Origin of the sequence: Empedobacter tilapiae (genome assembly GCF_004785645.1) — a bacterium.
GTDB lineage: Bacteria > Bacteroidota > Bacteroidia > Flavobacteriales > Weeksellaceae > Empedobacter > Empedobacter tilapiae.
The window spans coordinates 256,452-281,813 of sequence record NZ_SRPE01000006.1; the positions used below are offsets into that span (position 1 = coordinate 256,452).

Genomic DNA, 25,362 nt, shown 5'->3' on the forward strand with positions numbered 1-25,362 from the left:
TGTTGAAATAAGTTGTATTTTAGATTTTATAAAACTTAAATGAACACAAAAAAAATAACAGAATTAATAGGTGATTTGACAGTTTTTGATTTGAATATCGATTTCAAAAACAAATCAATTATAGTGAATCTTGGTTATTTACCTTTTGGAAAAAATCCAATTAAGAAAATTACTTTTAATGATGTTATTTGGCAAGATTTCTTTGGTTTTGATAGAGAAAACATTCAAAACGTAATAGAATACACAAATGATTTCAATATTTTTCTTGAACATAAAAAAGATTATATTGAAAAGAATATAAAGTATTTACCAATTGATTTTTTAGAAACTCTAAAAAACAATCAACATCATTACTATTATTCTAAACCAACTCTCGGCTTTGAATTTTTAATTATTACTCAAACAGAAATTATTATTTCAGATATATAAAATTAAAAGCATTCAAGAAATTGGGTGCTTTTTTAGTTGAAATAAGTTGTAATTTTAGATTATTATTAAAATTATGTCTAGAAAATTTTCAATAAAAAATACGTTTTCCTTAACAGGAATTGTTTTGGTATCTTTATCATTCATAATGTTTATTTACACAATCAGTATGTTTACTGCAAGAGGAAATTTCAGTAAGTTCTCTGTGAAAATTTCTGAAATATGTCTTGTCTTTTGGTTTCCAACTTTAATTATTGGTGTCATTATTTTTATAATTGCGGCTGTATTAAAAAACTATAAAAACAAAAAAAGCTCGAACTAATAAGTTCGAGCTTTTATATTGTTAGCATTTTCGCTGTCGAATTATCAATTAAGATAATGGTTCAACTGAAACGTAAGATCTATCGTTACGTTTTTTAGTGAAAACTACTTTTCCGTCAATTAAAGCGAATAATGTGTGATCTTTACCGATTCCTACATTATCACCAGGATGATGTTGAGTACCTCTTTGACGAACAATAATGTTACCAGCGATTGCTGCTTGTCCACCAAAAATTTTAACACCTAAACGTTTCGAATGTGATTCACGACCATTTTTCGAACTTCCGACCCCTTTCTTATGTGCCATTTCGTTTTGTTTTTAAGAGTTAATAATTAATCTCAGCTCAATCTTAACCGATTGAAGCTACTTCAATTTTAGTGAATTGTTGACGATGACCGTTAGACTTTTGGTAACCTTTTCTTCTTTTCTTTTTGAAAACGATTACTTTGTCTCCTTTCACGTGTTCAACGATTTTAGCTACTACGGTAACTCCGTCTATAACTGGGGCGCCGACAGTGATTGTTCCGTTGTCTGTTAATAAAACACGATCGAATTTTACTTCGTCACCTGCTTCACCAGCTAAACGGTTTACAAACAATTGTTGGTCTTTTTCAACTTTGTATTGAAGCCCTGCTATCTCTACAATTGCGTACATAAATTAATGTTTATAAATGAAAATTGAGTGCAAAGATAATCAAAATTTTGAATTTAAAAACTTGAATTGACTGAAATTTAATTAGAAAGATAAAAAACTATGACATATCTTCTATTTGGATTAATTAAAAATAACATATCTTTGCAGTAAGAAAATCAAAGATAGGATGGTAGAAATGGTTGAAAATTATTCTTTAAAAGATTTAAAAATAGGTGAACAAGCTATTGTGACTGGATTTAGTACAGAGGATATTCCTGCAAAGTTTTATGAAATGGGATTTATTCCTGGTACAAATTTATTAGTAAAAAACAAAGCTCCTTTTGGAGGTCCTATTTGCATTAGTATTGTATCAAATAAGTCTGTTTTAGCACTAAGAAGAAACGAAGCCGATAAAATCTTGATAACAAAAAAATAATGAATCATTATAAAATTGCCTTAATCGGTAACCCAAATGTTGGTAAGACTTCATTATTTAATAAACTTACAAACCTTCGTCAGAAAGTAGGAAATTATCCTGGCGTAACGGTAGAAAAGCGCGAAGGAAATATTGAACGTAATGGAAATAAATTTCTGATTACAGATTTTCCAGGAACGTATACGATTTACCCTAGTTCTTTGGACGAAGAAATTGTTTATAAGACTTTAGGAGATAAAACCAATAAGCATTATCCAGATTTGGCTGTTGTTGTTGGAGAACCATCTAATCTTAAACGATCGATTTTGTTGTATCAACAAGTTCGAGATTTAGGAGTGCCTGCAGTTTTTGTCATCAATATGAAAGATGAAATCAAAAGCAAAGGACTTAATATTGATTTGAAAAAGTTAGAAGATTTTCTTCAAACAAAAATATACTTAACAAATGCGCGTTCAAGCGAAGGAATTGATGAGTTGGTAAAAGCTTTTACAAAAGAGGCTACATCTTATACAAACCATTATGAAATTCCGAAAGAATATTTGTCTGTTGTAGAAAAAGTTAAAGATGAGTTTCAACTAAATTCTAATTACGAGGCATGGCAATATCTTTCTCAAAAAGAAGTTTCTTTCGAGTCAAATGAAAACCTAAGTAAATTAGAAACTTTAAAGAAAGAAAATTCTATTGTTTCGAAAAGATTACAAGTTAAAGAAGCTTTAGATAGAAATAAAATTTTAGAAGAAAAGCTAGATGATATTATTTCCTATAATTTTGACGGAAACGATACATTAACGGATAAAATTGATAAAACATTAATTCATCCAATTTTCGGGTACGTTATTTTTTTAGGAATATTATTATTAATCTTTCAAGCTGTTTATGCGTGGTCTGCTCCATTAATGACAATGGTTGAGGATTTATTTGGTTGGATTGATGAGAAAGCAATAAGCTTATTACCAGAAGGTCCGATTAGTGAAATAATAGGAGGAGCAATAATACCTGGAATAGAAGGAATAGCAGTTTTTGTTCCACAGATTGCAATTTTGTTTTTATTCATTTCTATAATGGAAGAAACAGGTTATATGAGCCGTGTTGTTTATTTGATGGACAGATGGTTGAAGCCTTTTGGATTGAGCGGGAAAAGTGTTGTGCCCCTTATTTCTGGTGCAGCTTGTGCAGTTCCTGCGATTATGTCAGCACGTAATATCGAGAATGATAAAGAGCGTCTATTGACTATTCTTGTTACACCTTTTATGACGTGTTCGGCTCGTTTACCTATTTATATTGTTCTGATTGCATTGGTAATTCCAGATGAAAAAGTATTTGGTTTAAGTTATCAAGCTTTGGCCTTGTTTGTGATGTACATTTTAGGTGTTGTTGGTGCTTTGGGAAGTGCTGTTTTGCTGAATTTGATTATTAAAGCAAAACATAAAAGTTACCTAATATTAGAAATGCCAACTTACAAGCTTCCAGATTGGAAGAATGTAGGAATTAATGTTTGGGAAAAAACTCTAGGATTTTTAATAGACGCAGGTAAAATTATATTCGCAATTTCAATTATTCTTTGGGTTTTAGGAACATTTGGACCTGGTGAAAAATTCAAAAATGCTGAAGAAATAGTAACTGCTCATCATCCAAAAATGAATGAAGAAGATTTAGCAAATGAAATAGCTTCTTACAAATTAGAACATTCATATTTAGGTAGATTAGGATCAGTTATAGAACCAATTGTAGAGCCTTTAGGATACGATTGGAAGATGGGAATTGGTTTAATTTCATCGTTTGCTGCTCGTGAAGTTTTTGTAGGAACAATGTCAACTGTTTATAGTTTAGGAGAAGTTGATGTTGAAGATGATGGACAAAAAGATCGTTTACTTCATCGAATGCAAACCGAGATTAATCAAAATACAGGAGAACCTGCATATAATCTTGCGACAGGAGTTTCTTTATTGCTGTTTTATGCTTTCGCAATGCAATGTATGAGTACAATTGCAATTGTAAAACGTGAAACGAATTCATGGAAATGGACTCTGATTCAAACAGGATTTATGACTGGTTTGGCTTACGTTGTTGCATTTGTTGCATATCATATTTTAAAATAAAATTATGGACAATATTTGGATACAATATATTTTTATTGCCTTCCTTTTTGGATTTGCAATTTGGTATGTTATCAAGTTAATAAGAAATTCATTTAGTTCAAAAGGAGGAGGTTGCTCCAAAGGATGTGGTTGTTCCTCTAATAAGGATGAATTTCAAAAAAAGGCTAACTAAAATAGTTAGCCTTTTTTTATTTCGAAATTTAGAAGTATTTTTACGATGTTAATAATCAATTAGAAGAGTTATTCTGTTGATTATTAATGTTTTTAACTTTGTTTATTCGGAATAAAATTCTTAAAAAAAAATGGAAACTTGGGTAATTATTTCTTTAGTTGTTTTGTTTATAATTATTATAGGATTAATTGTTTATTATATTTCTAAAAATAATAATAAAGTTTCTCAAGGTACTATTTTAGTTCCTGATGTTAAATCTAAGATAGATATTGAAGAATCTAGTTCCGATCTAGTAGAAAATAAATTGATTGAAAAAGTTGATTTTAAATCAATTCCTGAAGAAATTACTAAAGATACTAAAGTTGTTAGTTCGCTTAGTATTTCTTCAAAAACAGAAAATGATTTACTAAAAAAATTAGAATTATTCGAAAAAAATAAAGGATTTATTAAAAAGGATGTTAATCTAGCTACACTATCAAAACAATTTGAAACAAATACAAAGTATCTTTCTGAAATTATAAAAATACACCGTCAAAAACCATTTAATTCCTATCTAAATGAATTAAGAGTATATTATATTGTAAATCGTATAAAGAATGAGCCAAAATATATTAATACAAAAGTCAGTTATTTAGCAAGTGATTGTGGATTTACATCTCATAGTACTTTTACCACTATTTTCACACAGATTATGAACGAATCTCCCTCTGTTTTTTTGAAAAGAATAAAAGAAGAACAAAAAAGGATATAAAATAAAAAGTGCGCCTAACTAAGTTAGGCGCACTATATTTTAGCTTCGCTTAAAATTATTTAGCTACTGCTGTAGAATCAGCTGCTGGAGCTACTACTGCTGCAGAGTCAGCTACTGGAGCTACTGCAGAATCAACTACTGCAGAATCAACTACTGCTGTTGCAGAATCTGTAGCTGGCGCTTCTTCTACTGGTGCTTCTTCAGTTTTCTCTCCACAAGATACTGCTCCTAATGATAAAGCTGCTACTGCAACTACTGCGAAAAATTTTTTCATTTTTTTAAATTTAATCGTTAAAACAATTTGTTATTTGATAGACCAAAGTTAAGATGGTTTTGACCTGATCTAATAAAAAATGATTGTAATTACTTTGTAAAACAATTTTTATTTTACAAAGTATAGAAATACAATTCATTAAATCCTTATATTTTCCGAAATTATAAAATTTATAGAACAAAAAAATCCTCAAATTTTATAAATTTAAGGATGATTCTTGATGTGTTAGAAGTGTTTACTTTAAAACTTGCGCTTCTAATTTGAATTTTTCAATTTTATTTGAAATTAAATCTAATCTCAAATTATGAATACTTCCAATATGTGAAGTCTGAAATTCTTTGTGTGGAACATAGGATCCATTTTCTACAGATAAACCAACTTCTCTATAAGCATCACGGAAAGGAGTTCCATTTTTGATGGCTTCATTAATATTTTCAACTGTATATATCGGATTATATTTATCTTGATTCATGTAGTTGTCTTTAATCTGAAGTTGAGGAATCGCAAATGTTAAGATGTCAATAATATTATCAAATTGCATCATTGGTTCGAATAATATTTCTTTCAAAATTTGATAATCGCGATGATATCCGCTTGGAAGATTATTAATCGTCATCATAATATCGTTCGGTAACGCTTGAATTCTATTGCAATGTGCACGTGTTAACTCAAAAACATCTGGGTTTTTCTTGTGCGGCATAATCGAAGAACCTGTTGTCATTTCGTTTGGTAACTTCACAAATGCTAAATCTTGCGAGTTATATAATACTAAATCGTATGACATTTTAGATAACGTTCCACAAATCATAGCTAAAGCAGTCGCGACAGATTTTTCTGTTTTTCCACGTAACATTTGTGCTCCAACTGATGAAACCAAAATTTCTGAAAAACCTAATTCTTGCGTTGTTTGTAAACGATCAATCGGGAAACTTGTTCCGAAACCTGCACCAGAACCCAATGGATTTTGATCAGAAATTTTATATGCAGCCTCGAAAAAGTATAAATCAGTCAATAAACTTTCTGCATATGCCGAAAACCACATTCCGAAACTACTCGGCATTGCTGCCTGAAAATGAGTATATCCTGGTAATTGATGATTTTTGAATTCGTCTGCTTTTTGTAAGAAAATCTCTATTAAATTGACAATTTTTTCAGTTGTATGTTTTAAATACTCTTTTTCAAAAAGTTGAATCGCAACCAAAACTTGATCATTACGTGAACGTGCAACATGAATTTTTTTCCCAGCATCGCCAGTTTTCTCAATTAAAAAAGCCTCAATTTTTGAATGTATATCTTCGTAATTTTCGTCGACTTCGAAATTATTTTCCGCAATCAGAACCAAAACTTCATCCAAAGCAATTTGCAACGCATTATTTTCTTCATTGGTAATCAAACCTGTTTTTGCTAGCATATTTGCCTGCGCTTTCGACGCTAATGCATCATATTTTGCAAGATGAGCATCTAATTCTCTGTCTTTTCCAACAGTAAATTTTTCGATTTTATCATTAATGGTAAAACCTTTGTCCCAAAGTTTCATATCTATAATAATGAATTAAGGGCGCAAAGTTAGTAAAAAGTTGTATAATATCTCATTAAAGTTGTATAATTATTAATAATCATAAATATTTATTCATATTGAGTATTTTCAATTGTTTTTTGAGAATGTTTAGACGATTGATAGCATTTCGAAAGATTGATTATTGAATGTTTATTAATATTTGAAAATAATTCAATTTCGTAAAAAAATGACCCAAAAATTATGGAGTTGATATTTTAAGAACCTTTTAATTTTCAACTTCTATTTATTTATGTTTAAAACATTGTTAAAGTGAAATTTAGATCTTTTTTATAATAATTCTAAATTATTGAAATATAACTAAAATATATCATTCTTTGATGAAAAATCGTTACTATAAACGTAATTTTGTGTACCAATTTATAGCTAAACGCGTATTTGTTTAGATGATTGTTAATGTTAGTTTTAGAATAAAACTCTAGCTCAAATGCTTATGTATGTTGAGTTTGTGTGAGTTAAATTATTAAAAATTACCCTTCGAAAAAATTACATACTTAGTTTGTATCCTGATAACAGTGGTTGCCTATGCCAAAAATGATTTTTATTGAAAATAATTTTTGCATAAGATGTGACGATACAACGAAGTGTTATTATATAATTCATTTTGATTGGATGAAATCAGGTGTAAGTAGCTTGATTTTAAACAATCTTTAATATTAAAAAGAAAAGATAGATAATTATGAGTCTTTACCAAGAGTATCTTAACGAGATTGAAGAAAGAAAAGGTCAAGGTTTACATCCAAAACCAATTGATGGTGCAGAATTACTAAGTGAAATCATTAATCAAATTAAAGATGTTAACAACGAATACCGCGAGGATTCTGTTAAATTCTTTATCTATAACACGTTGCCAGGAACAACTTCTGCTGCAGGTGTAAAAGCAAAATTTTTAAAAGAGATTATTTTAGGAGAAGCTACAGTTGCTGAAATTACACCAACTTACGCTTTCGAATTATTATCTCATATGAAAGGAGGACCATCTATCGAGGTTCTTTTGGACTTAGCTTTAGGAAATGAAGAAGCAACTGCAAAACAAGCTGCTGAAGTTCTTAAAACACAAGTTTTCTTATACGATGCAGATACAGCTCGTTTAGCTGATGCTTTTAAAGCAGGAAATGCTATTGCAAAAGATATTTTAGAAAGTTATGCAAAAGCGGAGTTCTTTACAGAATTACCAGCAGTTGCTGAAGAAATTAAAGTAGTGACGTACATCGCTGCTGAAGGAGATATTTCTACGGATTTATTATCTCCAGGTAACCAAGCGCACTCTCGTTCTGATAGAGAATTGCACGGTCAATGTATGATTACGCCAGCTGCTCAAGAAGAAATAAAAGCACTACAAGCACAACATCCAGATGCTTCTGTGATGTTAATCGCTGAAAAAGGTACAATGGGTGTTGGTTCTTCTCGTATGTCAGGTGTTAACAACGTGGCTTTATGGACAGGAAAACAAGCATCGCCTTATGTTCCTTTCGTAAATATTGCACCAATTGTTGCAGGTACAAACGGAATTTCTCCAATTTTCTTAACAACTGTTGATGTAACAGGTGGTATCGGAATCGATTTGAAAAACTGGAAAAAGCAAGTTGATGCTAACGGTGATGTAGTTCGTAACGAAGCGGGTGATCCTGTTTTAGAAGAAGTTTATTCAGTAGCTACAGGTACTGTTTTAACTATCAATACAAAAACTCAAAAATTATACAACGGAGACCAAGAGTTAATTGATATTTCAAGATCATTGACTCCTCAAAAAATGGAATTTATCAAAGCGGGAGGTTCTTATGCAATCGTTTTTGGTAAAAAAATCCAAACATTTGCTGCTCAAACTTTAGGTATCGAAGCTCCAACAGTTTTCGCTCCTTCAAAAGAGATTTCTAATGACGGTCAAGGTTTAACTGCTGTTGAAAAAATCTTCAATAACAATGCTGTTGGATCGACTCCAGGAAAAGTTTTACATGCTGGTTCTGACGTTCGTGTTAAAGTAAACATCGTAGGTTCTCAAGATACAACTGGTTTGATGACATCGCAAGAATTAGAAGCAATGGCTGCTACGGTTATCGCTCCAACAGTTGATGGTGCTTATCAATCAGGATGTCACACAGCTTCAGTTTGGGATAAAAAGGCGCAAGCAAATATTCCTAAATTGATGAAATTTATGAATGATTTCGGTGTAATTACAGCGCGTGACCCTAAAGGTGAATATCATGCAATGACTGACGTTATTCATAAAGTATTGAATGATATCACGATTGATGAATGGGCGATTATCATTGGTGGTGACTCACACACACGTATGTCTAAAGGTGTTGCTTTTGGTGCCGATTCAGGAACTGTAGCTTTAGCTTTAGCAACTGGTGAAGCATCTATGCCAATTCCAGAATCTGTAAAAGTAACATTCAAAGGAGAGATGAAACAACACATGGATTTCCGTGATGTGGTTCACGCTACTCAAGCTCAAATGTTGAAACAATTTGATGGTGAGAATGTATTCCAAGGTCGTATCATTGAGGTGCACATCGGTACATTATTAGCGGATCAAGCGTTTACATTTACAGACTGGACTGCAGAAATGAAAGCGAAAGCATCTATCTGTATTTCTCAAGATGATACATTAATCCAATCGTTAGAAATTGCTAAATCTCGTATTCAAATCATGATCGAGAAAGGAATGGATAACAAAAACCAAGTGTTACAAGGATTAATCGATAAAGCAAACAAACGTATCGAAGAAATTAAATCGGGTGCTAAACCTGCTTTAACGCCAGATGCAAATGCAAAATATTATGCTGAAGTTGTTATTGACTTAGATATTATCGAAGAGCCAATGATTGCCGATCCAGACGTAAATAATGCTGATGTTTCTAAACGTTATACACACGATACAATCCGTGATTTAACTTACTACGGTGGTGATAAACACGTAGATTTAGGTTTCGTAGGATCTTGTATGGTACATAAAGACGATTTAAAAATCGTTTCTCAAATGTTACGTAACGTAGAAAAAGTGAATGGTAAAGTTGAGTTCAAAGCTCCTTTAGTTGTTGCGGCGCCTACTTACAATATCATCGACGAATTGAAAGCAGAAGGTGATTGGGAAATGTTACAAAAATACTCAGGATTTGAGTTTAGTGACTTATTGCCAAAATCTACTGCTCGTACAGAATATGAAAACATTATGTACTTAGAGCGTCCTGGTTGTAACTTATGTATGGGTAACCAAGAAAAAGCAGAAAAAGGAGATACAGTAATGGCGACATCTACACGTTTATTCCAAGGTCGTGTTGTTGAAGACCGTGATGGTAAAAAAGGAGAATCTTTATTAGCGTCGACTCCGGTGGTTGTTTTATCAGCGATTTTAGGACGTATTCCTTCTATCGAAGAATACAAAACTGCTGTAGAAGGTATCAATTTAACAAAGTTTAAACCAATTTCTATGAACTAATCGTTCGTAGAAAAGAATATATAAAACGAGGTAATCCATATGGATTACCTCGTTTTTTTGTGTATTAATTATAATGTTGCATATAAGTAAGTTAGAATTGATTTAAATAAGAGTATTAACCATTTAGATACGTGAAATATTAAATAATTCAGTATATTGGGGTATGTTTTTTGATAAATTAAAACCAATTAAATAAATCAATTATTATGGCATTTGATATAAATATGATTAAAGGCGTTTATGCTAAAATGCAAGAACGTGTAGATGCTGCGAGAGCTATCGTAGGTCGTCCTTTAACGTACTCAGAGAAAATTTTATATGCTCACTTGTTTAACGGGAAACCAACACAAGCTTATAGAAGAGGAGAATCTTATGTGGATTTTGCTCCAGATCGTGTAGCTATGCAAGATGCAACTGCTCAAATGGCTTTGTTGCAATTTATGCAAGCTGGTAAAACAAAAACTGCGGTTCCTTCTACAGTTCATTGTGATCACTTGATTCAAGCCAAAGTTGGTGCTAAAACAGACTTACAAGAAGCAATCAATAAATCATCAGAAGTATTTAATTTCTTAGAATCGGTTTCAAATAAATATGGAATCGGATTTTGGAAACCAGGTGCAGGAATTATTCACCAAGTAGTTTTAGAAAATTATGCATTTCCTGGAGGAATGATGATTGGTACTGATTCTCACACACCAAATGCAGGAGGGTTAGGAATGGTAGCGATTGGTGTTGGTGGAGCTGATGCTGTTGACGTAATGTCGGGTATGGCCTGGGAATTAAAAATGCCAAAATTAATTGGAGTTAAATTGACAGGTAAATTGTCTGGTTGGTCATCTCCAAAAGACGTTATTTTAGAAGTTGCAGGTCGTTTAACTGTAAAAGGAGGAACAGGAGCGATTGTAGAATATTTTGGAGAAGGAGCAGAGTCATTATCAGCAACAGGTAAAGGGACAATCTGTAATATGGGTGCAGAAATTGGAGCAACAACTTCAATTTTCTCTTATGATGACGCTTCAGAAAGATATTTAAGAGCAACTGATCGTAATGATGTGGCTGATGCTGCAAATGCTCACAAATCTTATTTACGTTCGGATGATGAAGTTTATGCAAATCCAGAAAATTTCTATGATCAATTAATTGAAATCAACTTATCAGAATTAGAGCCACGTATGAATGGTCCTTTTACGCCAGACTTAATGACGCCTGTTTCTAAAATGAAAGAAACAGCAGCAGCTAATGGTTGGCCTTTAGATGTTGAATGGGGATTAATCGGTTCTTGTACAAACTCTTCTTATGAAGATTTATCTCGTGCTGCTTCTATTGCTCAACAGGCTTTAGACAAAGGTTTAGAAGCAAAATCTTCATTTGGAATTAATCCAGGTTCGGAAGTTGTTCGTTATACAGCAGATCGAGATGGTTTCTTAAAAACTTTTGAAGATTTAGATGCAGTTATTTTTACAAATGCTTGTGGACCTTGTATCGGACAATGGGATCGTGAAGGTGCAGATAAAGAAGAAAAAAATACAATCGTTCACTCATTCAACCGTAACTTCAAAAAACGTGCAGATGGTAATCCAAATACTTATGCTTTCGTAACATCTCCAGAAATGGTTGCTGCGATTGCAATTTCTGGACGTTTAGATTTTAATCCATTAACAGATAAATTAATCAATAAATTTGGTGAAGAAGTAATGTTAGACGCTCCAAAAGGAGAGGAGTTACCAACAAAAGGTTATGCATACGAAGATAATGGCTATCAAGCGCCAGTTGAAGATGGTTCAGGTGTTGAAGTTATCGTAAATCCAAATTCTGAGCGTTTACAATTATTAGAAGGTTTCAAACCTTGGAATGGTGAAAATATTACTGGAGCTAAACTATTAATCAAAGCGTTTGGTAAATGTACAACGGATCATATTTCTATGGCTGGTCCTTGGTTACGTTTCCGTGGACACTTGGATAATATTTCGAATAATACATTGATTGGAGCTGTAAATGCTTTCAATCAAGAAACAAATTCAGTTAAAAATCAATTAACAGGAGAATATGGTCCAGTTCCAGACACTGCACGTGCATACAAAGCGGCAGGTGTACTTTCTGTAATTGTTGGTGACGAAAACTATGGAGAAGGTTCTTCTCGTGAGCATGCAGCAATGCAACCACGTCATTTGGGAGCTGTAGCGGTATTGGTGCGTTCTTTTGCACGTATCCACGAAACAAATCTTAAGAAGCAAGGTATGTTGGCGTTGACGTTTGCAGATAAATCGGATTATGATAAAGTGCAAGAAGATGATACAATTAACTTTATTGACTTAACAGAATTTGCTCCTGGAAAACCTTTAACATTAGAGTTTGTACATGCGGATGGTTCTAAAGACTTAGTAGTTGCAAATCATACTTATAATGCTCAACAAATTGAATGGTTTAAAGCTGGTTCAGCATTAAACTTAATTAAAGCGCAACAAGCGAAATAGTTAATTTGATTATAAAATAAAAGCCGATGTAGAAATACATTGGCTTTTTTTATTGAAGAAATATTAAGTGATGATTAATAACTTTAAATAATAAAAAAAACCTCAATCAAATGATTGAGGTTTTTAGCAGTGGTGCCTCCAGGAATCGAACCAGGGACACAAGGATTTTCAGTCCTTTGCTCTACCAACTGAGCTAAGGCACCGCCTTAATTGTGATGCAAATATAGAGCGAAAATCTATTCTACCAAACATTATTTACAATATTTTTTAGACTAAAAAGCTATCTTGTTCATTTACCGAGAAATAAATTTAAAAGTTTTTTTATCTTTACAAAAAAAATGAAGTTTTTGATATTTTAATAGATAATTAACAACTCATTTTTGCAATCTAATTTTTACAATTCGCAACAAATCATCATATTTGCGTCTTAGAATTCTATTATACATTCATAATGAAGTGGATTATTTGTAGTTTATCACTATTTAGTGTGGTAACAATAAAAGCTCAATCGATATCAGTTTCTCCTTATTCAGCATATGGAGTCGGCGAACAATTATTTGATAATAATACAGAACAGGCTGGTATGGGCGGTATTTCAACAGTTCCTACGAATCCTTTTGGACAAAGTGCAAACTTTTCAAATCCAGCAGCTAACCAAAACTTGCGTATGACAACTTTTAATGCAAGTGGAAGTGGAACAAATTATAATTTTAAATCTGGAACAGATAAAGAAAGTGCTGGACGCTTTAATGTTTCTAATATTTCATTGGCTTTTCCTGTAGGTGAAAAAGGAAGTTTTGGATTAGGTTTTCAACCATATTCTGCTTTAGGATATGATATTTTAAATGAATCTGAAAGAAATGATATCAAACAAACTGTTCAAATGAAAGGTGATGGAGGTCTAAATAGTATCCATGCTTTTTATTCAAGAAACATTTCGAAAGAGTTCTCGTTAGGATTACGTGTGAATTATCTATTTGGAGAATTGAGGAGAAATGAAATATTAGCAGTAGATGGAGCTAGTTTAGCAGTAGATTATAGTGATAAATCAAATTATCGTGGAGCTCAGTTTACTTTAGGATCAATGTATACAAAGAGAATTGGTAAAACAAATAGTCTGAATATAGGGGCAACTTATACATTGGGAACTAACTTAAGAACAGATGTTACAGATCTTACAACAACTTATACATACATTGGAACAGCACAATCTTCTTTGGATACAATTTCAATGATTAGAATTGATAATGGAAAAACAAAGATCCCACAACAATTTACTTTGGGAGCATCATATTCTAAAGATAATACGTGGTCGTTAGCAGTAGAAGCGAAATATAATAGCTGGAAAGATTTTTCTCAGCCATTAGAAGGTCAAAATACAACAATGTCTTCTGCTGTAGATTACAAAAACAATGTACGTTTAGCTGTTGGTGGATATTGGATTCCAGATTATAATAGTTACAAAAGTTACTTTAACCGTGTAACTTATCGTGCTGGTATGTATTATCAATCAGCTCAATATTCTATTCATGGAACAGATATTGACGCTTATGGAGCTACATTAGGATTTGGATTTCCAGTTGGAAAACAAAATGATGGCTCTATGATGAATGTTTCATTGGAGTATGGACAAAGAGGAAAAACAGCAAACAACTTAATCAAAGAAAATTATTTCGGTTTGAAAGTTGGATTTGATATTAACGATATTTGGTTTAGAAAAAGAGTTATTGACTAATTTTGGACAAACAAAAATTGTATAAAAAAGCAAATGAAAAAGCCTTAATTAAATCAAGTATTGTATTTGGTTTAGTAGGTATTTTCGTTTTGCTTTTTTCTTGTAAAAAAGAACTTCCTCCTATCAATAATAAGAAAGTAGTATTTCCTACTCGTACGCTTTTCAATGCGAATATTATTAATAGAGATTCAGGCAGGATCTCAATGAATGTTCGTTCGCCATTAATAGAAGAATTTACAACAGTAGATTCACCTTACACGATTTTTAGAAAAGGTGTAGACCTTGATTTTTATCAAAAAGGAAGTTTGAAACCTGGATATTTTCAGGCAGATTGGGCAAGATTAAGCGATGCAACAGGAATATACGAGGGTAGAGGAAATGTAATTATCGTAAATGAGAAAGGTGATTCGTTGAAAAGCGAACAATTATTTTGGAATAAGAAAAATAAAACAGTTTATACATCGAAAGAAGTTTACTTAATTAGCAGCGAAGGCGATTCGTTAACAGCGAAAAACGGTTTGCAAGCTACGGACGATTTAGAAACCTATACTTTATTCAATAATCAAGGATTTAAGTATGTTGATGATAATCAAAAATTCTAAATAGCGTTAAAAAAATTAACAAAAAAGTGAATACTTGTCGATTCTTCTATTTTATTATTCAATGTATTGTCGTATTTTCGCCACCTATTATAGAAATAACATTAAAACAAAACAATGGCAGTTTTAGGAGAAATTCGTAAAAAAACTTGGCTGATCTTCGTTGTAATCGGAGTAGCAATGTTAGCTTTCGTTGCAGGAGATTTATTCGGAGAGAATTCAAAGATTAAACAATTATTTACTGGAGATCCGTCTGTAGTTGGTACAGTAAACGGAGAATCTATTGGTATTACAGAATATCAAAGTGCATACGATCAAACACAAAAGATGTATGAAAATCAAGGTCAATCTGCAACTCCAAATCAAATTGCTCAACAAACTTGGAACAGCTTAGTTAGTCAGAAAGTGTTGAAACAACATGCTGAAAAATTAGGTTTAAAAGTTTCTGATGATGAATTTTGGAGCTATACAGCTCAAAACTTCGGAATGGCATCTGGTGCAGAAGCACAACAACAGATTGCTCAATTAGAAGCAAATGCTGCATCAAGTCCAGAAGCGCAACAACAATATAGAGGTTGGTTACAAACTGCTGAACAAATAAAATTACAGATTTTATCTCAAAAATATTTTGGTTATGTAATGGCTGGAACAGCGGTTACAGGTAAAGAAGCGGATATTCAACAAGGATACAATATTTCTAATGCAAATATTCAGTATGCATTTGTAGATTACGCAACTTTGGCTAAAAAATTAAATGTAAAAGTAACAGACGAAGAAATTTCTGCTTACGAAGCGAAATATCCAAAATTATTCAAAGCAGAAGGTTTAGTAAAATTAAGTTACACTTATTTCCCTGCGGGAGCGTCTACTGCTGATGAAACTGTTGCTTTAGCAAACATCAACAAATATTTGTCAACTCAAATTGTTCATGACGAAGTGAACAATGTTACAGATACAATTGCAGCTTTTGGTTCTGCAAAAAGTGATTCGGTTTATGTGACTCAAAATTCTGAGAAACCATTTATTCCAAATTATTTCACAAAAGCAGAATTAGAACAAGCGCAATTAGGCCCAGAAGCTACAAACTTCTTAAAAACTGCTGCGGTTGGTCAAATTGGTGGTCCTTTCAAAATTGGAAATACATATCAATTATACAAACTTTCTAAATCGAAAGAAGTAAAAGATTCTGTAAAATCTAGTCACATATTAGTTTCTTATACAGGAAGCGCTGCTGGAAACGGAGTAAAACGTACAAAAGACGAAGCAAAAAAATTAGCTGAACAAATTTTAGCTGAAGTAAAAGCAAATCCAGCTTCTTTTGGAGAAGTTGCTTCAACAAAATCGGATGATAAATCATCTGCTGTACAAAAAGGAAGCATTGGTTGGGTTGGAAAAAACAATCAATTAGATCAAACTTATAACGGATTTATTTTTACAAAACCAGTTGGTACAGTTGATTTGGTTGAATCACAATTTGGGTTCCATATCATCAAAGTTGATGACGCGAAAAACAAAACAGCTTATCAAGTTGCAAACATTGTAAAAACAATTGAGCCTTCTAAAGCGACAACAGAAAAAGCATTTACAAATGCAAGAACGTATGTTCAGAATGTTGAAGGAAAATCATTGAATGATTTCAAAAATACTGCGAAAAAAGGTGGTTATTTAAATAATACAACAGAAGGTATTGAGCGTTATGCTGCAATTGGTCAAGATATTCCAAACGATCAGGACGGAGATATCTTAAAATGGGCTTTTGATAAGAAAACAGATAAAGGAGCAACAAACTTGTTTACATCTTCTACAGGAGATTACATCGTTGTTCATTTAGTTGAAAAATTTGACAAAGGATTGGCTCATCCAAGTGTTGTTCGTCAATATGTAGAACCAGTTTTGATGCATGAAAAAGTTGCTAAATTGGTTGATGAGCAAATTGCAAATGGAGGATTAAATGCTTTTGCATCTAAATTTGGAGCGAAAAAAGGAAATGCTACGGTTAACTTCTCTAATTCTAATTTAACTGGAATTGGTTTAGAGCCTAAAGTTGTAGGAGCTGCGTTTGGTGTAAAACCAAATCAATCTTCTAAAGCGATTGCAGGTAATGCAGGAGTTTTCTACATTATTCCTTCAAACCAACAAATTCAAAAGAATCAAAAAGGTTCAATGATTTTGGATAATTTAAACCGTCAATTACAAGGTAAATTCCAACAAACATTGTTACAATCATTGATTCAAGCTGCTGATGTGGTTGATAACCGCGATAGAGCTTTACGTTAAGATTTAAAATTTCGTATAATAAAAAAAACTCCCAAGCTGTAAAGTTTGGGAGTTTTTGGTTATTGAAAATTCGTTTATATTTAATCAATTACCATAACAACTCCATATAAGTAAAGGGTTGTTTTGTAATGTCTGTCGATAGGGTTTCATTATAATCATATGTGTTTGTAATGTTCGCTGATAGGATTTCATTGTAATCATATGCGTTCGTAATGTTCACCAATAGGGTTTCATTATAATTATATGTGTTTTTAATGTCCGCCGATAGGATTTCATTATAATCATATGCGTTTGTAATGTTCGCCGATAGGATTTCATTGTAATCATATGCGTTTGTAATGTTCGCCGATAGGATTTCATTGTAATCATATGCGTTTGTAATGTTCGCCGATAGGATTTCATTATAATCATATGCGTTTGTAATGTTCGCCAATAGGATTTCATTATAATCATATGCGTTTGTAATGTTCGTCAAGAAAATTTGATTACAAATCGGTTATTTTTAAATAAAAGTAAGTTGTTGATTGTCATAAAAAACTCCCAAGCTGTAAAGTTTAGGAGTTTTTGGTTTATGGAAATTGATTATTTATTCTTTTTCAATTTCTGATAAAAAAGATTGAATGGAATCTATTTTATCTTTAGTTGTTAAGATTTTGAAGAAAATAATATCACGATCATCATTGTCTTTAGAAATTTCAATTTTATGATAAGAATCTGATTCGGATAATTCAAACCATATTTCTTTATCGCAATTAGTTTGAAAAAGATTATATTTTATTAAATCTAAATTCTTTTGAAAACTAAATTCTTGTTTAAGGAGTTTGATAAATTTATTTAGATAAGTAGAATATATCCAAAAATTATTTTCTTCCATAATTTTTAATAGATTAGCTTACCTATCAAACCCATTCGGATATTCGCTTTTTACAAGTTCTATCTTCGCTTCTACAGCTTTTTGTAAATCTTCTTGATATTTGATTAATCTTTCTTGCAAAGTTGGATTAGTAGCTCCTAAAATACGCGCAGCCAAAATTCCTGCATTCTTCGCTGCATTTACAGCAACTGTTGCAACTGGAATTCCATTTGGCATTTGCAAAATAGATAAAATCGAATCCCACCCATCAATCGAATTTGATGATTTAATTGGAACACCAACCACAGGAAGCGGTGTAATAGACGCAACCATTCCTGGTAAATGTGCAGCGCCACCAGCTCCAGCTATAATGACATTTATTCCACGTTCGTGCGCTGTTTTTGCATAATCAAACATACGTTGTGGCGTACGATGTGCCGAAACAATTGTCAATTCGAAAGGGATATTTAATTCTGTTAATAGATCAGCAGCTTGTTTCATGATAGGCAAATCGCTATCACTTCCCATTATAATTCCTACCATAGTTGTTACTTTTTTGCGACGACTTTCACCGTTGCATTAACTTGTTTTATGTTTTGTTTTAATTGTTCTAAATCATCGTTCACCAATGTAACGTGCCCCATTTTTCGACCTGGTTTTGTGATAGTTTTTGCGTACCAATGCAAAAATGTTCCTGGAATCGTCAATAATTCTTCAATATTTTCGATTTCTGCTTGTCCAGTTTGACCTTCGGTTCCAATCAAATTGACCATTGCAGAAGTTGTAAACAATTTTGTAGAACCAAGTGGTAATTGCATTAAGGTTCTTAACATTTGATCAAATTGTGATGAATAAGCAGCTTCTATTGTTGAATGTCCAGAATTGTGAACACGAGAAGCTGTTTCGTTTACCCAAATCGATTGATCTTTGTTCAAGAATAATTCTACTGCGAAAACTCCTGGAGATTTCAATGCTTTTACAACATCACGCGCAATTTGTTCAGCTCGATCAGTGATTTCTTTCGGAAGTGTAGAAGGCATCAATAAATAATCTAACAAATTATATTCTTCGTTGATGACAAATTCTACGGTTGGATAAGTGACAATATTTCCTAAATGATCGGCAACGGTAACAACCGCGATTTCGCGATCTAAATCAGCTGGCGTTTCGAAAATTGAAGGAGCTTGAAGCATTTTGTCTAAATCAGCTTCAGATTTTAGGAATTGAACACCTTTTCCATCATAACCATCTTTTCGAGATTTTTGAAAAATCGGATAATTGATATCTTGTTTCGATTTTAAATCTTCCCAATTATCTAATCCAAAATAAGGCGCAGTCGGAATATTATTATTAACATAAAATTCTTTTTGAATTCCTTTGTCTTGAATAATAGCTAACGCTTCAGGATCTGGAACAACACGCTTTCCAATTGATTTTAGATAACGTAACGCTTCAACATTTACATGCTCAATTTCAATTCCGATTGCATCTAAATCCTTTCCAAATGCAACAACCGTTTCATAATCTTTGAAATCGCCTTGTATAAAATGATGTGCATGTGGCGCGCAAGGTGCATCAGCAGCTGGATCTAAAATACTAATCTCGCAAGGATATTGCAATGCATTTTGCAAAAACATATACCCCAATTGTCCTCCTCCTAAAATTCCGATTTTTATCATATTGCGAAGTTAATGAATAATATAATTTCTATTTTTACGAGAATTAAAAAAGTATTGACGAGATGTTAACAAAATGGAGTAGAATTTTATTTTTTGTATTTGCTGGAATTTATTTAACGAGCAAAAGTTTTTATCAATATTTTGTATTCGATATGTTGGTGCAATATTCTATATATGTGCTGATTATTGCTTTTTTCTTGTGTTTGATTTACAATTATTCAATTCGAAAAGAGGAAAAGAAAAATATTTTGTGGTTAATTCCTTTGCTAGCAATTCCATATATTGTTTATCAAAGCATGGGAAATTTTTACTTTGGAGAAAATGCAAAAGGTGAAAAATCTAATTTTAAAATTACGTCAATCAATATTTTTTCTCAGAATGAAGAATTTCAACATCTGAAAGATTATTTAACTAAAGATAAAAGTGATGTAATTGTTTTACAAGAATTAACGCCTGCTTGGCAAAAACATGTAGAGTTTATCCGAAAAGAATATCCATATTATAAAGAAGAAGTTAGAAGTAACAATTTCGGAATTGCAATTTATTCTAAAATACCGTTTACAAAAGTGTCTACAAAAAACTATATTGATGAAATGCATCCGTCTATTTTAGCGGAAATTATTGTAGACGCTAAACCATTAAGTATTTTAGCAACGCATCCTGTTCCACCTTTACCAAATCAGGCTCGTTTTGAAAGACGAAATAAACAATACGAATTGATGAAACAAGAAATAGATGTTTTACCGAATGAAAATATCATTTTAGTTGGAGATTTGAATTCTACGGTTTATTCTCCGAATTTCAAATTGGTTCAATCAGATAAGTTGAAAGATGCTCGTTCTGGTTTTGGATTGAATAATTCTTGGAATGCTTTTATTCCAATTTTTCGTACAAATATTGACCAATGTTGGGTTTCGAAGAAAATAAAAGTGACTAATTTTTATCGTGGAGATGATATAAAATCAGATCATTTTCCAATTGTTGCAGAACTGAAAATAGAATAATAAAAAATGTAGATTAACTATCTACATTTTTATGCAAATAAACTTTGGATAAATGATTGTAAATCAATATTCTTTTCTAATCCAATTTTTTGTTTTAAACGATATTTTGCCATTCGAACAGTTTTTGTTTCTACTTTCATCACATTTGCGATTTGCATATTATCCATATTTAAGTATAAATATGCAGCATATTTTAGGTCTTGATTAGTTAGTTTATTTTTTGAAACGTCAATTAATTTATTAAAAAAACTCGGATGAACGTCTTTTATGATATTTTGAATCTTATTAAAATCATCATCCATTAATCGTTCATCTTTTAAAATTCTTTCCAAATTTATTGTTGCTTTTTCTTTTACCTTTTCTTTTAAATCATTTAAGAAAGAGTTTTTTTGTTTTAATTGTAAAGAAGCAGCTAAAGCCTGTTTGTTTAACTGTTCTTGTTGTAATTCTAATAATTCTTGTTCAGCTTTTATACGAGCTTTTTCTTCTTTTTCTAATTGAAGATTCAATTCTGCTTCATGTCGTTCTGCTTGTAATAAATCTGTTTTTTGTTTATTAGATTTTAATTTGTAATAAAGCATATATGATAAAAAGAAAATACCAGCGATAGCTAACAGAATAATTCCTATATAAAGAAATTTTTGTTTAGAATAAATATTATTTTTCTCTTCTAATTGTTTTATCTGTTGATTTTTCTTTTCAGTATTATAAAAAATTTCTAATGACTTTGTATTATTATCAAATTGTTCTTGATTTGATTCTATAATTAATTGTTTCGCTTTCCTTTCATATTCTAAAGCTTTCGATAAGTCATTTTTTGTTTCATAAATACGTGCAATATTTCCTAAAATAATGGTTTTAACTTGAGGAAAAACATCTTTATTATCTTTTGCTAGAGTGTAAGATTTTAAATAATATTTTTCTGCTGAATCAATTTCGCCTTTATTTTCATATGCTGAACCAATATTATTATAAGTGAAAGCTGTAATCTCATTGAATTTAGGATCGTTTTCTGTTAATTTTAAAATTGTATGATAGTTTTTCATAGTTTCATCAAAAGTATTTTGATGATTTAAAGTTGTTACTAAACTTCCATAATTTAAATAATAAACAATAGTGGATCTTTTTTTAGCGATTGGATTTTGAATTTTTTCAGCATAAACTAACGATTGTTGGTAATTATATTTTGCAGAATCAATATATTCTATTTTATTCGTTTGATTATATTTTTGTTTATAAAAATAACCTAAATTACTGTAAGTGAAATTTATAAGAATATTGTTTTTCGATTTTATAGCATGTTGATTTGCTAGAATTGCGTCCTTTCTTATGTCTTTTTCTAATGGATTTTTGGACTTAAAATTAAATCTTAGAAAATATAATTGAGTAAGAACAAAATGCTCGTTTGAATGTTTAGAAAATTCTTTAATACTTTCATTTATATATTTTATAAATAAATCGTTTTTGTTTAGTTTTTCGTAATATCTAGCATAGCCAAACTTTACATAAGCATTATCAATGGAAGATTTTGTTTTCCTCGCTATATTTTTTGCTTTTTCTAGAGCTTCACTTTTCTTGGCTTCATCATTTTTAACATTATAATAATCAGCCATATAAATATAACCAATAATCTGCTTGTTAAGATCATTGTTTTTTATGAATTTATTTTCTAATAAATCTTTAGCTTGATCATATTCCTTGCTGTATAAATAAGTATATACAAGTTGTTGATCTTTATCTAAATCACTCTGTGCTTTTCCTATTTGTATAAATAAGAAAAAAAGTAATAGCCAAATTTTTCTTTTCATTTTTATTAAATGGTTTGTTTATATAGCTTTCATAATTTTTTGAATGCTTTTCTTGAAAAAAAAGAGAAAATTATCCCTGAGAAAAGAATAAAAAAGATACAAATAATTCAAGTTCTTTTAATTTGTATGTCATAAAGTAGCAATTTATAATTATAGGTAAAGAGTTAAAAGATAGAGTATAAAGATATATAAAAAAATATTGTAGACAGTTGGTAGACGCTTTTTTTTAAACTGTAGACACTATGAGGTGTTGTTTTTTTTGAAACTTTTTTTTTCTAGCCTTTCTTTGCTACATAATTTATGAATTAATAAAAAATTCATACCAAACTAGACCAGTTGATTTTTTTATAAAAATCAATCAATCTATCTTCTATTACTAAACCCGAAAAACCTTCAGCATACCAACATGAAGGTTTTTTTTATACTTTATAATTTTAAAGTAAAAAAGAAAGGTGATTTTTAGATTTCAAAAAAATACTTACCTTTGAACTTCAATCGAAAGGGGTGCTTCTAAATTAGAGGCTGAGATTATACCCAAAGAACCTGAGCAGGTAATGCTGCTAAGGGAAATGGTACTTCACCAAATTACATTCGCGCGTAAATTTTAAAAAAGTGTAAGATGGCTCCTTTCATAATATTTATTAAAATAAATTATGAAAAGGTCGATTTTTTTATTGTCATTATTTGGTGCATCAATTTTATATGCACAAGAGAACGATTCAATCCAAAAAGAAGAAATTAAACTTCAAGAAGTTTCTATAGTGGAGAAACTTCCGATTACAGTGGAAAAAGTAACAGATAAAATGTTACAAAAAAAGAATTTAGGACAAGATATTCCAACTTTATTAAATTCTGCTACTTCAGTTTCTATTACATCTGATACAGGAACTGGAATTGGTTACTCATCTATCAAAATACGTGGTCTTAACGAGCAATCAATTAATGTTACATTAAATGGAATTCCGTTAAATAATCCTGAATCTCAAGGTGTATTTTGGGTAAATATGCCAGATTTAGTTTCATCTACAAAGTCCATGATAATTCAGCGAGGAGTGGGAACTTCATCAAATGGAATGGCTTCCTTTGGAGCAAGTGTTAATATTGAATCTCAAAATCCATCGTCTGTACCTTTTGTAGAAGGAAACTTTTCTTTCGGGAGTTTTAAAACTCAAAAATATACAGTTCAAGCTGGTACAGGTAAAATTCTTAATAATAAATTAAGTATAGATGGACGTTTTTCCAAGATAGATTCTGACGGTTATGTAGATAGATCTTGGGCAGATTTAATTTCTTATGATGTTACGGCTTTATATGAATTGAATGATAAGACGAAATTTAGATTTCAGAATATGTTTGGAAAAGAACAAACGTATCAAGCTTGGAGTGGTGTAGATGGAGAGACTTTGAGAGCAAATAGAAGATATAATTCTGAAGGAGAAATTAAAGATGATTCTGGGAAAATAATAGATTTTTATGATAATCACACAGATAATTACAAACAGAATCATTATTTTCTTTCGTGGCTTCAAGATTTTGGAAATAATTGGAAATCTAATTTAACGGTTCATTACACAAAAGGTAAAGGTTATTACGAGAGCTATAAAAATAAAAAAGAATTGAAACGTTATAAGATATTTGGTTATGAAAATGAATTTAGAAATTTAATTAATAGAGAATATCTCGATAATGATTTTTATGGATTTAATTTTGAAGTGGAAAATCAACGTCTAAATGATTTTAAAGTTTTTTTTGGATTATCTGCAAATGAATATGATGGAGATCATTACGGAAATGTTTTGTTGGTAAAAGATATAGAGTGGAATAATAAGAATTTTAAGTATTATAACAATCGTTCAGTAAAAAGACAATTGACAGCGTATGCAAAAGTGTTGTATCAATTGAATAAGTTTGAATTTTTTGGTGATCTACAATATCGTTATGTTGATTATGATGCGAAATATTTACCAAATGGAGAAAATGATGATGAAAAGTTTAGACCATTTTCAGACACATTCAATTTTGTGAATCCGAAAGCTGGAATAAATTATAAAATTAATTCTTCACAAGTTTTGTATGCTTCTTATGGTATTTCACATCGTGAGCCTTTGAGAAATGATTATGTAGATTCTAAATCTAAACCAAAAGAAGAATTTCTACAAGATTATGAATTGGGTTATAGAAAAGTAGGACAACTTTCTTTGAGTGCAAATTTGTATTATATGGATTACCAAAATCAGTTGGTTGCAACAGGAGAGTTAAATGAAGTAGGTGCAAGAAAGCGTGTTAACTCAGGAAATAGCTATAGAAGAGGGATAGAGTTGGATGCGAATTATAAGGTTATCCCGAATCACTTGAATATTTTTGGAAATTTAACTCTAAGTCAAAATAGAAATATAAATTACGAAGAGGAGGTTTGGGATGAAAAAGGAATCTCTTCTATAAAAAATTATGGGAAAACAAAAATTTCAATGTCTCCTGATGTAATTTCTGCTTTCGGTTTTGAAGCTATACCATTCAAAAATGTATTGATTAATTTAACCAATAAATATATTGGAGAACAATATTTATCAAATACAGAACCAGTAGATGGTAAATTAGATAGTTATTTAGTTTCGGACTTATTGATTCGTTACTCCCCAAAAGTAAGAGGAATTAAAAATCTTGAATTTTCGTTCATGATTAATAATTTATTTGATGTTGAATATGAATCAAATGGTTATTATTACGGAAAAGCATTTTATTTTCCTCAAGCCGGAATTAATGTTTTGGGTGGTGTTAGCATTCGATTATAGTTGTTTCTA

At 31.1% G+C, this 25,362-nt stretch carries 20 protein-coding genes and 1 tRNA gene; 11 read left to right on the forward strand and 10 right to left on the reverse strand.

The annotated features are described in order from the left end of the window. The first annotated feature begins 39 nt into the window (after nt 1-39). Nucleotides 40-429 carry a hypothetical protein gene (locus E4J94_RS10300; RefSeq protein ID WP_135835717.1) on the forward strand — a complete coding sequence of 130 codons (390 nt, stop codon included), beginning with the start codon at nt 40-42 and terminating at the stop codon, nt 427-429. A 367-nt stretch (nt 430-796) separates the two neighbouring features. On the opposite strand, the gene rpmA is transcribed toward E4J94_RS10300, so the two are convergent. After that, nucleotides 797-1,054 carry a 50S ribosomal protein L27 gene (gene rpmA, locus E4J94_RS10305; RefSeq protein WP_038334883.1) on the reverse strand — a complete coding sequence of 86 codons (258 nt, stop codon included), beginning with the start codon at nt 1,052-1,054 and terminating at the stop codon, nt 797-799. 43 nt (nt 1,055-1,097) lie between these two features. Continuing rightward, a complete protein-coding gene (gene rplU / locus E4J94_RS10310) occupies nt 1,098-1,403 on the reverse strand; it encodes a 50S ribosomal protein L21 (protein WP_038334878.1) in 306 nt (101 codons plus the stop codon). Between the two features lie 166 nt (nt 1,404-1,569). Between rplU and E4J94_RS10315 the strand changes: the two genes are divergently transcribed. From E4J94_RS10315 to E4J94_RS10330, 3 genes are all read left to right on the forward strand, one after another. Further along, complete coding sequence (locus E4J94_RS10315) at nt 1,570-1,818, forward strand: FeoA family protein (RefSeq protein ID WP_246034301.1); 249 nt, start codon at nt 1,570-1,572, stop codon at nt 1,816-1,818. Beyond that, nucleotides 1,818-3,917 carry a ferrous iron transport protein B gene (gene feoB, locus E4J94_RS10320; RefSeq protein ID WP_135835718.1) on the forward strand — a complete coding sequence of 700 codons (2,100 nt, stop codon included), beginning with the start codon at nt 1,818-1,820 and terminating at the stop codon, nt 3,915-3,917. The genes E4J94_RS10315 and feoB overlap by 1 nt, the downstream gene beginning before the upstream one ends. A 302-nt stretch (nt 3,918-4,219) precedes the next feature. Continuing rightward, nucleotides 4,220-4,840, forward strand: coding sequence for a helix-turn-helix domain-containing protein (locus tag E4J94_RS10330; protein WP_135835720.1), 621 nt, complete (start codon nt 4,220-4,222; stop codon nt 4,838-4,840). A 55-nt stretch (nt 4,841-4,895) separates the two neighbouring features. Here the strand turns inward: E4J94_RS10330 and E4J94_RS10335 are convergent, their stop codons facing one another. Together E4J94_RS10335 and argH are read right to left on the reverse strand one after the other, a co-directional pair. Beyond that, complete coding sequence (locus E4J94_RS10335) at nt 4,896-5,114, reverse strand: hypothetical protein (protein ID WP_135835721.1); 219 nt, start codon at nt 5,112-5,114, stop codon at nt 4,896-4,898. A gap of 235 nt (nt 5,115-5,349) precedes the next feature. Then, nucleotides 5,350-6,651, reverse strand: a complete 1,302-nt coding sequence (gene argH / locus E4J94_RS10340; RefSeq protein ID WP_135835722.1) for an argininosuccinate lyase — start codon at nt 6,649-6,651, stop codon at nt 5,350-5,352. Nucleotides 6,652-7,369: 718 nt separating this feature from the next. Between argH and E4J94_RS10345 the strand changes: the two genes are divergently transcribed. After that, nucleotides 7,370-10,132 (forward strand): bifunctional aconitate hydratase 2/2-methylisocitrate dehydratase, encoded by a 2,763-nt coding sequence (locus E4J94_RS10345; protein ID WP_135835723.1) that lies wholly within the window; start codon nt 7,370-7,372, stop codon nt 10,130-10,132. A 206-nt stretch (nt 10,133-10,338) separates the two neighbouring features. Next, a complete protein-coding gene (locus tag E4J94_RS10350; protein ID WP_135835724.1) occupies nt 10,339-12,606 on the forward strand; it encodes an aconitate hydratase in 2,268 nt (755 codons plus the stop codon). Between the two features lie 130 nt (nt 12,607-12,736). Here E4J94_RS10350 and E4J94_RS10355 read toward each other — a convergent pair. Further along, nucleotides 12,737-12,809, reverse strand: a tRNA-Phe gene (locus tag E4J94_RS10355). Between the two features lie 248 nt (nt 12,810-13,057). Between E4J94_RS10355 and E4J94_RS10360 the strand changes: the two genes are divergently transcribed. The 3 genes from E4J94_RS10360 (at nt 13,058) to E4J94_RS10370 (ending at nt 17,217) form a co-directional block, all read left to right on the forward strand. Beyond that, nucleotides 13,058-14,341 carry an OmpP1/FadL family transporter gene (locus E4J94_RS10360; RefSeq protein ID WP_246034302.1) on the forward strand — a complete coding sequence of 428 codons (1,284 nt, stop codon included), beginning with the start codon at nt 13,058-13,060 and terminating at the stop codon, nt 14,339-14,341. Nucleotides 14,342-14,358: 17 nt separating this feature from the next. Next, the gene (gene lptC, locus E4J94_RS10365; protein WP_246034303.1) at nt 14,359-14,943 is read left to right on the forward strand and encodes an LPS export ABC transporter periplasmic protein LptC; all 585 of its coding nucleotides are present in this window, start codon (nt 14,359-14,361) and stop codon (nt 14,941-14,943) included. A gap of 114 nt (nt 14,944-15,057) precedes the next feature. Continuing rightward, the gene (locus tag E4J94_RS10370) at nt 15,058-17,217 is read left to right on the forward strand and encodes a peptidylprolyl isomerase (RefSeq protein WP_135835726.1); all 2,160 of its coding nucleotides are present in this window, start codon (nt 15,058-15,060) and stop codon (nt 17,215-17,217) included. A gap of 88 nt (nt 17,218-17,305) precedes the next feature. Here the strand turns inward: E4J94_RS10370 and E4J94_RS10375 are convergent, their stop codons facing one another. From E4J94_RS10375 to E4J94_RS10390, 4 genes are all read right to left on the reverse strand, one after another. Beyond that, a complete protein-coding gene (locus E4J94_RS10375) occupies nt 17,306-17,692 on the reverse strand; it encodes a hypothetical protein (RefSeq protein WP_135835727.1) in 387 nt (128 codons plus the stop codon). 111 nt (nt 17,693-17,803) lie between these two features. Next, nucleotides 17,804-18,091, reverse strand: a complete 288-nt coding sequence (locus E4J94_RS10380; protein WP_135835728.1) for a hypothetical protein — start codon at nt 18,089-18,091, stop codon at nt 17,804-17,806. Between the two features lie 18 nt (nt 18,092-18,109). After that, nucleotides 18,110-18,613: a 5-(carboxyamino)imidazole ribonucleotide mutase gene (gene purE / locus E4J94_RS10385; RefSeq protein WP_135835729.1), complete on the reverse strand. Its 504-nt coding sequence runs from the start codon at nt 18,611-18,613 to the stop codon at nt 18,110-18,112. A gap of 5 nt (nt 18,614-18,618) precedes the next feature. Beyond that, nucleotides 18,619-19,749 carry a 5-(carboxyamino)imidazole ribonucleotide synthase gene (locus E4J94_RS10390; protein ID WP_135835730.1) on the reverse strand — a complete coding sequence of 377 codons (1,131 nt, stop codon included), beginning with the start codon at nt 19,747-19,749 and terminating at the stop codon, nt 18,619-18,621. 62 nt (nt 19,750-19,811) lie between these two features. On the opposite strand from E4J94_RS10390, the gene E4J94_RS10395 reads away from it, so the two are divergent. Next, entirely contained in the window at nt 19,812-20,753 is a 942-nt protein-coding gene (locus E4J94_RS10395; protein ID WP_135835731.1) for an endonuclease/exonuclease/phosphatase family protein, read from the forward strand. Nucleotides 20,754-20,782: 29 nt separating this feature from the next. On the opposite strand, the gene E4J94_RS10400 is transcribed toward E4J94_RS10395, so the two are convergent. Continuing rightward, nucleotides 20,783-22,561: a tetratricopeptide repeat protein gene (locus E4J94_RS10400; RefSeq protein ID WP_135835732.1), complete on the reverse strand. Its 1,779-nt coding sequence runs from the start codon at nt 22,559-22,561 to the stop codon at nt 20,783-20,785. A gap of 653 nt (nt 22,562-23,214) precedes the next feature. Here E4J94_RS10400 and E4J94_RS10405 point away from each other — a divergent pair. Next, nucleotides 23,215-25,353 (forward strand): TonB-dependent receptor, encoded by a 2,139-nt coding sequence (locus E4J94_RS10405; protein ID WP_135835733.1) that lies wholly within the window; start codon nt 23,215-23,217, stop codon nt 25,351-25,353. Nucleotides 25,354-25,362 lie beyond the last annotated feature (9 nt).